Source organism: Arcicella sp. LKC2W (assembly GCF_034931005.1).
GTDB lineage: Bacteria > Bacteroidota > Bacteroidia > Cytophagales > Spirosomataceae > Arcicella.
Map to the genome: position 1 here is coordinate 46,043 of NZ_JAYGIN010000010.1, position 14,549 is coordinate 60,591.

Annotated in this window: 11 protein-coding genes and 1 pseudogene; 8 read left to right on the forward strand and 4 right to left on the reverse strand. The window is 35.0% G+C overall.

Features of this window, described 5'->3' with window-relative positions:
- Positions 1-99 precede the first annotated feature (99 nt).
- Positions 100-573: a hypothetical protein gene (locus VB796_RS09170; protein WP_323346229.1), complete on the reverse strand. Its 474-nt coding sequence runs from the start codon at positions 571-573 to the stop codon at positions 100-102.
- 214 nt (positions 574-787) lie between these two features.
- On the opposite strand from VB796_RS09170, the gene VB796_RS09175 reads away from it, so the two are divergent.
- The 6 genes from VB796_RS09175 (at position 788) to VB796_RS09200 (ending at position 9,800) form a co-directional block, all read left to right on the forward strand.
- Complete coding sequence (locus VB796_RS09175) at positions 788-2,137, forward strand: aspartyl protease family protein (protein WP_323346230.1); 1,350 nt, start codon at positions 788-790, stop codon at positions 2,135-2,137.
- 239 nt (positions 2,138-2,376) lie between these two features.
- Entirely contained in the window at positions 2,377-2,847 is a 471-nt protein-coding gene (rimP, locus tag VB796_RS09180) for a ribosome maturation factor RimP (RefSeq protein ID WP_323346231.1), read from the forward strand.
- A gap of 134 nt (positions 2,848-2,981) precedes the next feature.
- Complete coding sequence (gene nusA / locus VB796_RS09185) at positions 2,982-4,229, forward strand: transcription termination factor NusA (protein ID WP_323346232.1); 1,248 nt, start codon at positions 2,982-2,984, stop codon at positions 4,227-4,229.
- 127 nt (positions 4,230-4,356) lie between these two features.
- Positions 4,357-7,728, forward strand: a complete 3,372-nt coding sequence (gene infB / locus VB796_RS09190) for a translation initiation factor IF-2 (RefSeq protein WP_323346233.1) — start codon at positions 4,357-4,359, stop codon at positions 7,726-7,728.
- 179 nt (positions 7,729-7,907) lie between these two features.
- The gene (locus VB796_RS09195; protein ID WP_323346234.1) at positions 7,908-8,930 is read left to right on the forward strand and encodes a sensor histidine kinase; all 1,023 of its coding nucleotides are present in this window, start codon (positions 7,908-7,910) and stop codon (positions 8,928-8,930) included.
- Between the two features lie 156 nt (positions 8,931-9,086).
- Positions 9,087-9,800 (forward strand): LytTR family DNA-binding domain-containing protein, encoded by a 714-nt coding sequence (locus VB796_RS09200; protein ID WP_323346235.1) that lies wholly within the window; start codon positions 9,087-9,089, stop codon positions 9,798-9,800.
- A gap of 68 nt (positions 9,801-9,868) precedes the next feature.
- On the opposite strand, the gene VB796_RS09205 is transcribed toward VB796_RS09200, so the two are convergent.
- From VB796_RS09205 to VB796_RS09215, 3 genes are read right to left on the reverse strand one after another with little or no spacing between them, the layout of a single operon-like run.
- Positions 9,869-11,560 carry a M43 family zinc metalloprotease gene (locus tag VB796_RS09205; RefSeq protein WP_323346236.1) on the reverse strand — a complete coding sequence of 564 codons (1,692 nt, stop codon included), beginning with the start codon at positions 11,558-11,560 and terminating at the stop codon, positions 9,869-9,871.
- A 12-nt stretch (positions 11,561-11,572) separates the two neighbouring features.
- Positions 11,573-12,115 carry a hypothetical protein gene (locus VB796_RS09210; protein ID WP_323346237.1) on the reverse strand — a complete coding sequence of 181 codons (543 nt, stop codon included), beginning with the start codon at positions 12,113-12,115 and terminating at the stop codon, positions 11,573-11,575.
- A 5-nt stretch (positions 12,116-12,120) separates the two neighbouring features.
- Entirely contained in the window at positions 12,121-13,086 is a 966-nt protein-coding gene (locus VB796_RS09215; RefSeq protein ID WP_323346238.1) for a hypothetical protein, read from the reverse strand.
- 315 nt (positions 13,087-13,401) lie between these two features.
- Here VB796_RS09215 and VB796_RS09220 point away from each other — a divergent pair.
- Together VB796_RS09220 and VB796_RS09225 are read left to right on the forward strand one after the other, a co-directional pair.
- Positions 13,402-13,713 (forward strand): annotated as a pseudogene (locus tag VB796_RS09220) (helix-turn-helix domain-containing protein); the annotation flags it as partial.
- Between the two features lie 12 nt (positions 13,714-13,725).
- Positions 13,726-14,508: a class I SAM-dependent methyltransferase gene (locus VB796_RS09225; RefSeq protein ID WP_323346239.1), complete on the forward strand. Its 783-nt coding sequence runs from the start codon at positions 13,726-13,728 to the stop codon at positions 14,506-14,508.
- Positions 14,509-14,549: the final 41 nt, after the last annotated feature.

A 14,549-nucleotide genomic window follows, 5' to 3' on the forward strand; every position in this document is an offset into this window, starting at 1 on the left:
AAATGCTTGATGTAATAAATTCTGAGATTAAGATTTTATTACATCAAGCATTTTACTGTATCAAGCGAACCCCTAAAAGCCTCCGCTCACAATCTTCAATTACAATTTCAATACAGCTGGCAAGGCTACTTTTGCACGCTTTACTTTCCCTCTCTTTGTACTTGATTTACGAGAAGCCATTGCTGCATTAGCAATTTGCAATTCTGTAATTTTTTGTTCATAACTTGCAATCAATGAAGCACTTTCAGACTTCTTTGCTTCTAAATCCACCGTCATTTTCTTCATTTGTTCGTCCAATACATTGAACTTTGCACCCATCTCGTCAGTCTGACGTTTAAAAATATTTACTTGTTGTTCGAGCTTCGTAATCTCTACGTTTTTCGCTTTAATTTGGTCTTCTAAGGTAAGTTTTACCTCTTTCAATTCTCGAATCTCTTTATGAGCCCTCTCGACATTTACATCAAGACGGTCTTTGTCTTTTGCTAACTCAGTGTATTGCTTTTGACTCACACACGAGCTAACCATAATCGCTAACGCAAGAACTACACTTACTTTACGGAGAACATTAATCATGATTTTAGGGGGGTTATGGTTCATTTTAGCTTCAAATATCTAAAAATCAACATTAAATATTTGAATATTCATAAATTTTACTTTATATTAGTATTAAAATTTTAGGACAAGTCTTATATTACTACGAAACAAAACGGACGAAACAATCACAGCAATTTGCAATCTCAACATTATTCTCTATTAGATAATCATGAAATTATTTTGGTTAAAAATAATGGCAATTACAATGCTCCCAGTTGTAGGATATTGTAAAGTACAAGATATTCTCCCAAATAAATGGAGTCCAAATCTTGAAACAAAACAACGTTTAGATTCTGAGAAACAAATAAATTCAACCAAAAAGCAAAATTCAACCCAAGAAAAAGTAAAATTAAAGGCGGTTTCTGATGAAAAATTTGGCTTTCAACTCATTAAAAAGCGGAAGATAACGAGAATTCCATTTGAATTTCAAGCAAATTTAGTGATAGTACCCGTAAAAGTCAATAACTCAGACACATTGCGGTTCATTTTAGACACAGGCGTTAGTTCAATTATTCTAACGGATGCAAATATTGTCCAGCAACAACGGATGAAATATACAAGGAATGTGAGCATTGCAGGTGTAGGAGAAGGAAATAGCATTGAAGCAGGAATTGTGTTGGATAACACCATCACGATGGGAGAAATGATTGGTTATCGTCAAAATTTAGTTGTCATCAAAGACGATGTTCTCAAATTAAGTGAATTTGTGGGACGACCCGTTCACGGCATCATCGGCTATGAGATATTCAATCGTTTTGCCGTTACTATTGATTTTTCAACCAATGAACTCATTCTGGAAAACCCCGAACATTATAAATACAAACCAAGCAAAGGCGAAAGATTCCCCATTACTATTGAGGAAAACAAACCTTATTTAAGTACCATTGAATTAATTAATGACACCCAAAATTTACCCCTAAAAGTAATTTTGGATACAGGAGCTGGTCATGCCATTTCGTTGGATGCAAATCAGAAAAATAGTATTCCCATGCCTGAAAAAATAGTAAAAGCACAGTTGGGGCGTGGTCTTAGTGGTATCATTAACGGAAACTTAGGTAGAATCCCAATGTTGAAAATAGGGAAATTCGAGATAAAAAACTTAGTAGCTTCTTTCCCAGATAGTGCTTCTTACCGAATTAGAGGAGTTGACCTTACCGAGCGACAAGGCAATATTGGATGTGAATTTTTGAGACGATTTAAAGTCACCTTCAACTACCGTGACCAATACATCGTTTTGAAGCCCATCAATCGCCGCATGAAAGAGCCTTTTGAACACAACATGAGTGGCATAGAATTGATGGCACGAGGAGAAGATTATCACGAATTTATGGTTGATAGAATTATTGAGAACTCCCCTGCCGAATTAGCAGGTTTACAACAAGGAGATAGAGTCATTTTCATCAATAACAAATCATCAAAAGATGTTACCATTAGTGAAATTTATAAAATATTTCAGAAAGGCGAAGGGAAACCTATCAACTTAATGGTAAAAAGAGGAAATGATATATTCTTCACAACGGTAAATTTGAGACGATTAATTTAAAAAATATCATTTTATCGTCTCAAATTTAGCAATCTGATATAAATCAAGGTTTTATCTTCAAGACAGACGAAGAAATACTTGCTTTTTGATTAATAATTCACTACTTTTGCGAAGAATTTAAAGAAAGAGGGGTCGTTAATCCCTCTTTTTTGTTTTTTTGATAAGGTGTTCCGTAACACAGACTTTTAGTCTGTAAATCGGACAAACGGACAGACTAAAGTCTGTGTTACAATAATTGAATGACCAAAGAAAAAATAATCGAATTACTCCAACCCTATTTGGAAGATGACAGAATCTTCGTGGTTGAGGTAACAGTAACAGCCAGCAAAACTCGTCAAAACATTACCATTCTGTTGGATACAGACGAAGGTATCAAAATTGAAGAATGTGCATCCATTAGTCGCAGATTAGCACATTTCATCGAAACCAACGAGCTTATCGTAGATGCCTACAATTTAGAAGTATCCTCACCAGGAATAGACCAGCCACTTACTTTCAAACGCCAATACATCAAAAATATTGGTCGTAATCTAAAAATTCAATTAGTTGAAGGAGAGAAAGATGGAACGTTGGAGAACGTAACTGATGAAGGAATCGTTTTTAAAGAAGAAGTTAAGAAATCAAAGGGCAAAAAAGTTGAACCCAAAGAAAGCATTGTTATTCCATTTGGAAATATTCAACAAGCCAAAGTACAAATATCGTTTAAATAGGTGTTTTGTGTATAGTACGAAGTATCAAGTATTAAGTATTAAGAAATATAGGTTCAGTAATTTTGTCCCATTTCCGTAATACATCGTACTCAATACATAATACTGAATACAATTATCCTTAAAATTATGAAAAGATGAATAGTGCAGAATTAATTTCGTCGTTTGCGGATTTTGCAAAAGAAAAAAACATTGACCGTCCGACGATGATAAAAGTGCTGGAAGACGTATTCCGCACGATGATTCGTAAGAGATATGGAACTGATGAAAACTTTGACGTTATCATCAACCCTGAAAGTGGCGACTTAGAAATGTGGCGTACTCGTGAAATCGTTGATGACAATTCAGAAGACATTTGGGATTATGATAAAATTCCATTGGAAGAAGCTAAAAAAATTGAACCCGATTTTGAAATTGGCGAAGAAGTAGCAGAATTAGTTAAATTAGAAGATTTCGGTCGTAGAATTGTTCAAACCGCACGTCAAACACTTATTCAGAAAGTCAAAGATTTAGAAAAAGAAGGTCTTTTTGAAAAATACAAAGACTTAGTAGGTGAAATGGTTTCGGGAGATGTTTATCAGATTATTGGAAAAGAGTTTATCATCACAGACGGTGAAGGTAATGAATTGACCCTTCCAAAATCAGAGATGATTCAGAAAGACCGTTTCAAAAAGGGAGAATCTGTAAAAGCAGTTATTCATAAAGTAGATATGAATAATGGAACACCAAAGATTATTCTTTCAAGAACATCGCCAGTATTCTTAGAGCGTTTGTTTGAACAAGAAATTCCTGAAATTTACGATGGTCAAATCATGATTCGTAAAATTGTACGTGAACCAGGTGAACGTGCAAAAGTAGCAGTAGAATCTTATGACGACCGTATTGACCCAGTAGGAGCTTGCGTAGGTATGAAAGGCTCACGTATTCATGGAATTGTTCGTGAATTACAGAATGAAAATATCGACGTAATTAATTACACAGAAAACCTTGAACTTTTAGTAGGTCGTGCATTAAGCCCAGCCAAAGTAAGTTCAATGAATGTTGATAAAGAGAAAAAGCGTATTGCGGTGTATTTACAACCCGACCAAGTATCATTGGCAATCGGTAAAGGTGGACAAAACATTAAATTAGCTGGTAAATTAGTGGGTTACGAATTAGACGTTTATCGTGATATTAAAGAACACGAGATTGACGACGAAGACGTTGACTTATCAGAATTCTCTGATGAAATCGAAGATTGGGTAATTGCAGAATTACACAAAATCGGTTTGGATACAGCCAAGCAAGTTCTGGCTTTAAATAGCGACGAATTGATTCGTCGTACTGAACTCGAAGAAGAAACAGTAGAGGAAGTATTGTCAATCTTGCGTTCAGAGTTTGAGTAATGTAGCATGAGTAAGTGATAGAATGATAGAATAGTCGTTGTATTCATTTCACTTACCCATCAAAGCTATTCTATCATTCAATCACTCAAAATCCAACATTATTATAGAAAAGTATCAATCAAAAAGTATGGCAGAAGATAAAATGATGCGTTTGAGCCTTGTGGCAAAGCAAATTGGCGTAGGTACCTCAACCATCGTACAAAAGCTATCTGTTCAAGGACATCGGGTAGAAAATAACCCAAACGCCAAATTAAATTTTGAACAATTAAAAATCGTCGCAAAAGAATTCGGTGCAGAATATCTGCTAAAAGAATCTGCTCCAGCTCCAAGAGCTAACGAAGAAGAAGTTGTTGTCCCTGTGAAGAGACAAGATGATGATTATTTGCCTTTATATTCTCGTGAAGGTGCAAAAACTCAACCTGCGGTGACTACGCCAACAGAAACGCCAAAAGTTGAAGAAGCTCCAGAACCAGAGAAAATTGTTGCAAAAGCAGAGATTCAGCTTAAAATTATTGGTAAAGTAGAACTGGATGCAAAAGGAAATGTAATTCCTCCAAAACCAGTTGTAGAACCAAAACCAGAGCCGAAAATAGAAACACCAAAGGTGGAAGAAGTAAAACCTGTGGTAGTAGAAGAAAAACCTGTGATAATAGAACAACCCAAAGCGGTTGAACCAGTGATAGTACCTGTAAAAATTGAGGAAGCTCCGAAGCCAATCGTGGTAGAAGCTAAACCAGAGGTAATTGAAAAACCAGTAATAGAAGCCCCAATCGTTGAAAAACCAGTAGCAGAAGTCGTGCAACCAGTAGTAGAAAAAACTCCAGTTGCGGAGGTTGTAGTACAACCTAAAGCTTCTGAACAACCAGTAACTCAGCCTAATAATCCAGTTGTTGAGAACAAGCCACAGCAAGGTAGTGGAGGAAATAACCAAAATCCTCAGAACAAACAACAAGGTGGTGGATATAACCAAAATCCTCAGAACAAACAACATGGTGGCGGCAACAACCAAAATCCTCAGAATAAGCAACAAGGTAGCGGAAACAATGCTCCTCAGCAGCCAAAACAACAGGATAACCAAAATCAGCAAAACAGAAATCCTCAACAAACGCAACAAGAAAATAGACCTCAGAAATTAGGACGTAATGATGCCATTCCAGAGGATACTTCAGCGGTAGAGTTGATTGAAGCAAAAGGTGAACAATTACGAGGATTGAAAGTTTTGGGTAAAATCGAATTACCCGTTGAAACTGGTCGTGGTGGAAACAACCGTAATAACAACAATAATAACAAGAAGAAACGTAAGCGTATTGATAAACCTGGTGGAGCAAAAGTTACTGAAACTGAAATTCGTAACGAAAAAGGAGCTCCTCGTCCGAAAAAAGACGGAGCCCCAGTTGACCCGAACGCTCCTAAAAAACCTGCTAATACAGGAACTGGTAATAATACATCAGGACAAGGCGGTAATAACAATAATAACAACAACAATAATAGAACAGGGAACAGCCCGAACTATAAAGGAAATCGCAATAATAACAACAATAATAATAATGCCAACGCAGGAGCAAAACCAGTACCAAAAGGTGAAGTAACTGACAAGCAAATCCAAGACCAAATCAAGGCAACAATGGCTCGTCTGCAAGGACAGTCAAACAAGTCGAACTTTGGTGCGAAAGAGCGTCGTGAAAAACGTAAATTCCGTGCAGATAGAAATGAACAGCGGCAATTAGCAGAAGACGAAGAAGCAAAAATCTTAAAAGTAACTGAATTTATTTCAGCCAGCGAATTAGCTTCTTTGATGGATGTTTCGGTAAACGAAATCATTTCATCTTGTATGAGTTTAGGAATGTTCGTTTCAATTAACCAACGTCTTGAGGCTGATGTAATTGCTTTAATTACCGAAGAATTCGGATTTGAAGTACAATTTGTATCTGCCGAAGAAGAAATTGAAGCTGCCATTGCCGAAGAACCAGACGCTCCTGAAGATTTAGTATCAAGAGCTCCAATCGTAACGATTATGGGTCACGTTGACCACGGTAAAACATCATTGCTTGACTATATTCGTCGTGCAAAAGTAGCCGCAGGTGAAGCAGGAGGTATTACCCAACACATTGGTGCATATTCAGTAAAACAAGATGACGGACGTAGAATCACATTCTTAGATACACCTGGTCACGAAGCCTTTACGGCCATGCGTGCAAGGGGAGCTAAAGTAACAGACGTTGCCATTATTGTAATTGCAGCAGATGATGCCGTGATGCCACAAACTGAAGAAGCTATCAACCACGCAATGGTTGCTGGTGTACCTATCGTGTTTGCGTTCTCGAAAGTTGATAAGCCTGGAGCTAATACAGAAAAAATTCGTGAGCAATTATCTATCAAAAATATCCTTGTAGAAGAATGGGGTGGTAAATACCAAACTCAAGAACTTTCTTCTAAATCAGGTATGGGTGTAAATGAGTTGCTTGAAAAAGTATTGCTTGAAGCTGAAATGTTAGAATTGAAAGCTAATCCAGACAAACGTGCCGTTGGTACAGTTGTGGAAGCTTCATTAGATAAAGGTCGTGGTTATGTTGCCAACATCTTAGTACAAGCAGGAACATTGAAAGTAGGTGATATGATGCTTGCAGGAGCTCACTACGGACGTGTAAAAGCCATGTTTGACTATCGTGGTAATAAATTGAAAGAAGCAGGGCCATCAATACCAGTACAAGTATTAGGTTTGAGTGGAGCCCCAGCAGCAGGTGATAAACTGAGCGTAATGGAAAATGAACGTGATGCTCGTGAAATTGCAAACAAACGTGAGCAAATTCTACGTGAACAATCATTACGTACTCGTAAACACATTACTCTTGAAGAAATCGGTCGTCGTAAGGCAATCGGAGCGTTTAAAGAATTGAACGTAATTGTGAAAGGTGACGTAGATGGTTCAGTAGAAGCATTGTCGGATTCATTATTGAAACTATCAACAGAAGAAGTACAAGTAAGAATTATCCACAAAGGTGTTGGACAAGTTTCAGAATCAGACGTATTATTGGCTTCGGCTTCAGATGCAGTAATTGTAGCATTCCAAGTTCGTCCAAGTACAAACGCACGTCGTTTGTCAGAAAACGAGCAAATCGAAATCCGTACTTATTCAGTTATCTATCAAGCAATTGACGATGTACGTGATGCAATGGAAGGCTTATTAGCTCCGAAATTTGAAGAAGTAATTACCGCAAACATTGAGGTTCGTGATGTATTCAAAATCTCTAAAGTGGGTACAGTTGCAGGTTCTTATGTATTGGATGGTACGGTTAAACGTTCTAACAAAATACGTGTAATTCGTGACTTCGTTGTAATTCATGAAGGTGAGATTTCTGCTCTAAAACGTTTCAAAGACGATGTGGCAGAAGTTAAGTTTGGCTACGAATGTGGTCTTTCTATCAAAAACTTCAATGATTTAGAAGTAAGCGATATTATTGAATGTTACGAAATGAAAGAAATGAAACGTACTTTGTAATCAACAAAATCGTTTCTATTAGGTATAGAAAACAGGTTTCTGCAAGTTTGTAGAAACCTGTTTTATTTTAGAAATGACTGGTCGCACAAAAGTGTTCTATGGTCGTTAAAAAATCATGCCACGTAAGGATTTTATTTCTCTGATGCTTATGTTTTATTAGATTTGTAAAAAAACATCCCATGACCAAAACACTTCCTAAATACCAAACCATATTTTTGCACCTTGCTTTTTGGGCATTTGTGTTGGCTTTACCCTTTTTGCTAAAGTATTCTGCTCCACCTGCTGGAATACCTAAAAAAGCCGTAATACAGTCATTCTCCATGACAGAGTTTTTTACCATTTTTGCTCTAATCAATGTTCCTTTTTTTTATTTTAATAGTCAAGTATTGATTCCAAAAATTTTACATAAAAAAGGTATTTGGATATATTTACTCTCAGCAATTGGTTTGGTGCTTGGTGTATTTCTTTTGCATACATTGATTAAAGATATATTTTTCCCAGGACAATTTATTCCCAGAACAGGCTCAACATTTCAACTACTTTTCTTCCTTGCCATAAGTGCATCTTATAGAGTTATATCAGATAATCTCAAGAACGAACAAGAGCAAAAAGAACGAGAAACTGAAAAATTGAAATCTGAATTATCATTCTTACGTTCACAGATTAGTCCACATTTTATGTTCAATGTCTTGAACAGTATCGTTTCATTGTCGAGACGAAAACCAGAACGGGTTGAACCTGTGGTAGTTAAGCTGTCAGACTTGATGCGTTATATGCTTTATGAATCTGATGATGCCAAAGTTACTCTTCAAAGAGAAGCTCAATATTTAAGAGCATATATTGAATTACAACAATTACGGTTTGGCGATGACATTGAGATTAATTTTAATACCAACGAATTGAATGGAAACAAAACCATAGAACCCATGTTATTGATTCCTTTCGTTGAAAATGCTTTTAAACATGGTGTTGGAATGATTATAAATCCCACTATTGAGATTGATTTACATACGGTTGACAATAGAATTATATTTTCAGTAAAAAATAAAGTAAACCGACAATTTAAAGAGGAAAAAGACGAAGCCTCTGGCATTGGATTGGCTAACGTAAGAAGAAGATTAGAACTTTTATATCCTGAAAATCATCACCTCAGTATTAAAGATGAAGATGAGTTTTATGGAATTTATTTAGAAATTAGTTAGGAGTAGGATAAAATTTAGCTTGTAATTTGCTCATACATAACCGTCAGTCTAAGTAATAATAAGTCAGAATTCAAAAAGCCTTTAACCTGACGGCTATGGTAAATTACTTAAAAATTACAGACTAAAGTCTGTGCTACTCTTTAAAATCATAAAACTATGCTAAACTGTATCGCCGTCGATGACGAAAATCTGGCTCTTGACCTTATAGAAGATAATATTCAGAAGATTCCATTTTTGAATCTTGTAAAAAGATGCAAAAATGCGTTTGAAGCGATGGAAGTGCTTCAAAACCAAGAAATTGATTTATTATTTTTAGACATTCAAATGCCTGGTATTACAGGTGTTCAGTTTCTGCAAAGTCTCCCCAATAGCCCAATGGTGATTTTTGTGACGGCTTATAAACAATATGCTTTAGAAGGATTTAACCTAAACGTGGTTGATTATCTATTAAAACCTATTGATTTTGAACGTTTTCTAAAAGCTGTCAACAAAGCTTATGAACTCCATAATTTGAAGCAGAAATCAACAGTCATTGAAACTATTGTGGAAACTAAGCCAACTACCATTTTTGTCAATGCAGATTACTCTCTGGTGAAATTAAAAATAGATGAAATCACCTATATTGAAGGTTTAAAAGATTATATCAAAATTCATCTCAATACCTCCACAAAACCCATTGTTACCCGCATGACGATGAAGTCTATCGAAGAGAAATTACCTTCTTTGGAGTTTTTTCGTGTGCATAAATCATTTATTGTTTCTTTAGACAAAATCGAGTCTATCCGTAATCTAAAAATCAAAATCGGGAATGCTCAAATTCCTGTGAGTGAAAGTTATTCCGAAGAGTTTTTCAAATTGATTGGACAGTAAGTACCTATTATACGCAAAAGCGTGATACAGCCACAAACTGTATCACGCACAGAATTAGCACTCTTCTTCTATTCTATTACTAATTTTTTAGCTAATCTTACTTTATCTCCTTGCAAAATATAAAGGTAAATTCCTGTTTTTAAGTCACTTAAAGTAGCTTTTACTTTGTATGTACCCTTTTCGTGAAATTTTTCTTCTACAATATTTTTTACGTTTATACCACTCATATTGGCTAAATTGATACTGGCGTTTCCATCTTCTGGTAGAGTATATTGAATTATAACTTCTCCATTTGATACTGGATTTGGATAGGCTGATAATTCTACTCCTTCGATTTCTTGATTTACATATAGGGCTGACTCACTTGCTTGTCTTGCACTAACATTACAAGCAGAGATTCTACCTTTAAAAAGAGAACCCAACCCTACTTTAAAGCCTTGATTAAGCACAATTTGTGAAGCAGCACGATAAGTTACATCAGTACCAGTACCAGAAATTTGACTGGTTGAGGTAATACTATTAGATGCTTGGAATACTTGTGAGCCAGAATTGATTGAAGTTGTTAAAGTTAAAGTTGCTGGACATGAAGCACCGCCAGTAGAAGCTACATTTGAATAGTTATCTGTTGTATTTGATGCTCTTACACGATAAAAATAACTTGTACCAGTCATAACAGTATTATCTGTAAAGGTTGTTACATTGGGAGCAACCCCACCAACAGCAACAAACCCAGTTGTTGATGATGTTGAACGCTCTATAATAAAACCCATTTCAGTAGTTGAATTATCAGTCCAAGTAATGGTTGCATTCGTTCCACTGATGGTTGCTATTACTGAACTTGGAGCCGTTAAAATTGTGCCAGAACAATCAAGAGTATATCTCTCCGAAACTGTTGTTGCAGGCGATAATCTTAACAATAATCCATCCTTTGCTCTGTTATATTGTCCAGTAGTAAAAGAAGTTCTGCAAACATCATAATATGACATTATATTATTTGTCAATGGACTAAATGTTTGATTATTAGCATCTACTGCCGTTCCAGTATATGAGCATCCACTCCTGTTATTTCCAGATAATCCGTATGGGTCAGCAGGAGTATCACATAATAAATCTCCAGCCGTAGTACAATTTGCTCCTACTCCTCTTGTAACTAACTCTGCACCATTTGCTCTATCAAACGTATGTATAAGATTGAGATAATGACCTAATTCGTGAGGGAATGAAGAATAGTCCACACAATCATCATCAAAAAAAACTCTATTGGTTGCTTTTGGATTAGCAGTTGTTGGATAATAAGCGTAGCCACAAGCACCTCCAAACCCTGAGACATTTATCGAATTTACTATATAAAAATTAATAGCATTGGTTACATCATTTGAGTTAGCCAAAGCATCTTCATTTGTATTTGTGAAATCATAATACGTAGTATTATTGATATAATTTGGAGTTGTTCCACAAAAATAAAATTGAATATTTGAGTTAATATATAACGCATTTGTTCTTGCTAAACCTCTATTAATAATATCTAATGTTGCTCCACCTGTTCCATCATTTCTTCTAATAATATTAACTCTAATTGGTACATATGTAATGCCATTATCGTTAACTCCAGATAATCTAATTTGGTCTATTTTAGTTTGATTACTGTTAAATACACTGATAGATGGTGTACTGGATGCACAATCATTTGATGGTCTTTGTGCAATAGTATTAAAGGATAAAATAATACCCCACATTGCGAATAAAAAATAATATTTCATTTTCTGAATCGTTTATTCAGGACACCACCCAACACGAAAATCCTTAAATAGCTGTGTTTTAAGCATAAAAACCTCTTTACTATCATTTGTTGTAAATTTAACATTTGACAATTTCACAGTTATTTTATATGGATTCGAGCAATCACGATTTTCTAAGGGCTGTCCTTCGATGAGTTGAACTGTTATTGTTCCTTCTGTTACATTCCAAGTCTTTATAATAGGATTGGAGTTTACATTGGTTGAAGGTGGAATTTCTGGCAAAATGCCTTTCAAAGGGTCTTGATACTCTAATATTTGTGCTTTCAAATCCAAAGAACTCGCATAATTTTTAAAATCATATACCTGTTCTTTTGTCGTTATTTTGAGTTTTAGAGGATTTGCTGAGATAATCAACTTTGTCTTTTTATCATTCGTTAATTGCGAGACATTAAAAGACGCATTACCAGTGCTTTCTCCTACAAATTCAAAATTCGTAACTTCGGGTTGAACCATTTGACTTTTACAAGCCAACACCCCAACCAACACAATAATCAAATACCAAATTACCTTTTTCATATTTATTAATATTTACGTTTAACTATTCGTTTTTCTAATAATTTTATTTTTTTATCCTGTGCAATCATATACAGAGTCAATTCTTCAATTTTTTGCAATAATTTAGCATCATTCTCCGCTAAGTTCATTCCGTTGGTTTGTACTTCTTGCGTAGAAGGGACTTCTGGTAAATGACCATTTTGTTGGATGTAACTCTCTACTTCCGTTAAGGGTCTGAGTTTATAGTTTTTCTCAAAAACAAAATCTGCCCATGCCGTTGTGTTTTTTGCTGCAATCGTTATCTTTTCAGTAATGACACCATTGGCTACGTAAAGGTTGTAACCAGTAGGCAAACTTGTGATACCTCCGCCAATGATTGTTGAACCATTTACTTCTAAGGTTGTCCGTGGTGCTGTTACGCCAATTCCTACTTTAGTTCCAGAAGCTCCCAAAACGAGGGCATTGCTTGCTGATACTACTGCATTTGCCCCAATTGCCATTGCGTTTGTTAAATTTGATGCTCCTGTACAGGCTTTAAAACCAATCATCGTGTTATAATTTCCTGTGGTGTTCGATATACCCCCAGATGCATTATATCCATCAAATCCTCCTGCGAACACCCCAATAAATGAATTACCTGTGCCACTGGTATTTTGAAAACCAGCAGTTCTACCAATGAATGTGTTGTAAACACCAGTAGCAGAATTGTATCCAGTAGCATGACCAATAAATACATTTTGATTTGCAGAAGTTGATAATTGACCTGCTTGACTACCTAAGTACATATTATAATTTCCCCCTGTTAATGAACTACCAGCTTGATTTCCAATAAGAACATTTGCATCTCCAGTAGAAGTTGTGCCAGCACCAATACCAATCAACACACTATTCCCTGGCGTAGTTGAATTTGGAAGGATTTTTACAGCCGTCTGACTAAACCCAACATAGGCACATGACATAAAAAAAATAGATGATAAAAATAACTTCTTCATAATGTTTTTTTGTTTTTAAGGTTTTAAAAAAATTGTAAAAATAACTTCACAAAGTTGAGCATCTGAGACTACTAACTCAACCGTAAAACCATTTAAAACAAAGTCATTATCATTATTTACCAAGTGGTTTTTTAATAATTTTTAATGTTTTTTAAAATTTCATCACCGATAATTTGCATCTATTACTTTTTTTTATCAATTTGGCATATATTTAGATAGTAGGTGTCCTATAACATCAATTCTCAATAACCCTAAACTTATACACTTAAATTAATGGAACTTGCAATAAAACTACGCACTTGACGAGATGAAAAAAGATTGTCTCAATTAGAAGTTGCTTTAAGGGTTGGCGTAACTCAAAGCACTTATGGAACTTGGGAATATAACGTTATTCCAAAAGCAAAATATTACGTTAAATTGGCAGAAGTATTTGAAGTGAATATTTTAGAATTTTTTCCCGAAGTAGATAAATTAAAAACTGACCTTCTAAATCCTGAGAAAGAAACGCTTGTTTCAAAACTAATCTTAACACTCGAAGATGCCAACAAAACAAAAGACGAACTAATTACTCATCTAAAGGAGGAATTAAACTCCATTAAAAACAATAAATATTCTTCACAATCATAAAAAAAACACCCAATGGCATTTGATTTTCACGCAAATAGAGACCAGTATTTCCAATTGCAATATTCCAACACCAAAAACAATGTTATCCCTTTTATAGAAAGAAAAAAGAAGATAGAAAAAGGAATGAAAGTTCTGGAAATAGGTTGTAGAGATGGAGGAGTTTTGTTACCTTTTTTAGAATTAGAATGTCATATCACAGGCTTTGATTTGGATACCGGACCTGTTGAAAAAGCTAAACTAATTTATGAAAAGGATATTAGAGAAGGCAAGGCAGATTTTTTCATCAAAAATGTACATGATTATATCGCAGATAATATAGACAAAAAATTTGATATAATTATCTTAAAAGATGTAATTGAACACGTTTATGGACATCAAGAAATGATACATGGTATCAAAAGTATATTAAGAGAAGGAGGCGTTGTTTATTTTGGTTTTCCACCTTGGCAAAATCCATTTGGAGGACATCAGCAGGTACTTAAAAATAAGTTTTTTGCGTTGTTACCATACTATCATTTGTTGCCTAATTTTATTTATTACAACATTATTAAATTGATTGACCCAAACCATATTGGATTTATTAAGGCAACAAAAGAAACTCGAATTACGCCAGAAATTTTTGAGAAAATTGTAAAAGAAGAACAATTTAAGGTTTTGGAAAGAGACTTGTATTTAATTAGCCCTATGTATGAGTTTAAGTTTAAAATGAAACCGAGATTACAGTTCAAATGGCTTGAAAACCTGAAATACATTAGAAATTACTTCACTACTACGTGTGATTATCTCATCGGGTAATATCATTAATAAAGAGAGCAAAATATTTTGCTCTCTTTTGC

Coding starts and splice junctions, on each gene's coding strand:
- VB796_RS09215 (WP_323346238.1), bottom strand. CDS start 13,086: ATGAAGAAGTTATTTTTATCATCTATTTTTTTTATGTCATGTGCCTAT.
- infB (WP_323346233.1), top strand. CDS start 4,357: ATGGCAGAAGATAAAATGATGCGTTTGAGCCTTGTGGCAAAGCAAATT.
- VB796_RS09205 (WP_323346236.1), bottom strand. CDS start 11,560: ATGAAATATTATTTTTTATTCGCAATGTGGGGTATTATTTTATCCTTT.
- nusA (WP_323346232.1), top strand. CDS start 2,982: ATGAATAGTGCAGAATTAATTTCGTCGTTTGCGGATTTTGCAAAAGAA.
- rimP (WP_323346231.1), top strand. CDS start 2,377: ATGACCAAAGAAAAAATAATCGAATTACTCCAACCCTATTTGGAAGAT.
- VB796_RS09175 (WP_323346230.1), top strand. CDS start 788: ATGGCAATTACAATGCTCCCAGTTGTAGGATATTGTAAAGTACAAGAT.
- VB796_RS09170 (WP_323346229.1), bottom strand. CDS start 573: ATGATTAATGTTCTCCGTAAAGTAAGTGTAGTTCTTGCGTTAGCGATT.
- VB796_RS09195 (WP_323346234.1), top strand. CDS start 7,908: ATGACCAAAACACTTCCTAAATACCAAACCATATTTTTGCACCTTGCT.
- VB796_RS09225 (WP_323346239.1), top strand. CDS start 13,726: ATGGCATTTGATTTTCACGCAAATAGAGACCAGTATTTCCAATTGCAA.
- VB796_RS09210 (WP_323346237.1), bottom strand. CDS start 12,115: ATGAAAAAGGTAATTTGGTATTTGATTATTGTGTTGGTTGGGGTGTTG.
- VB796_RS09200 (WP_323346235.1), top strand. CDS start 9,087: ATGCTAAACTGTATCGCCGTCGATGACGAAAATCTGGCTCTTGACCTT.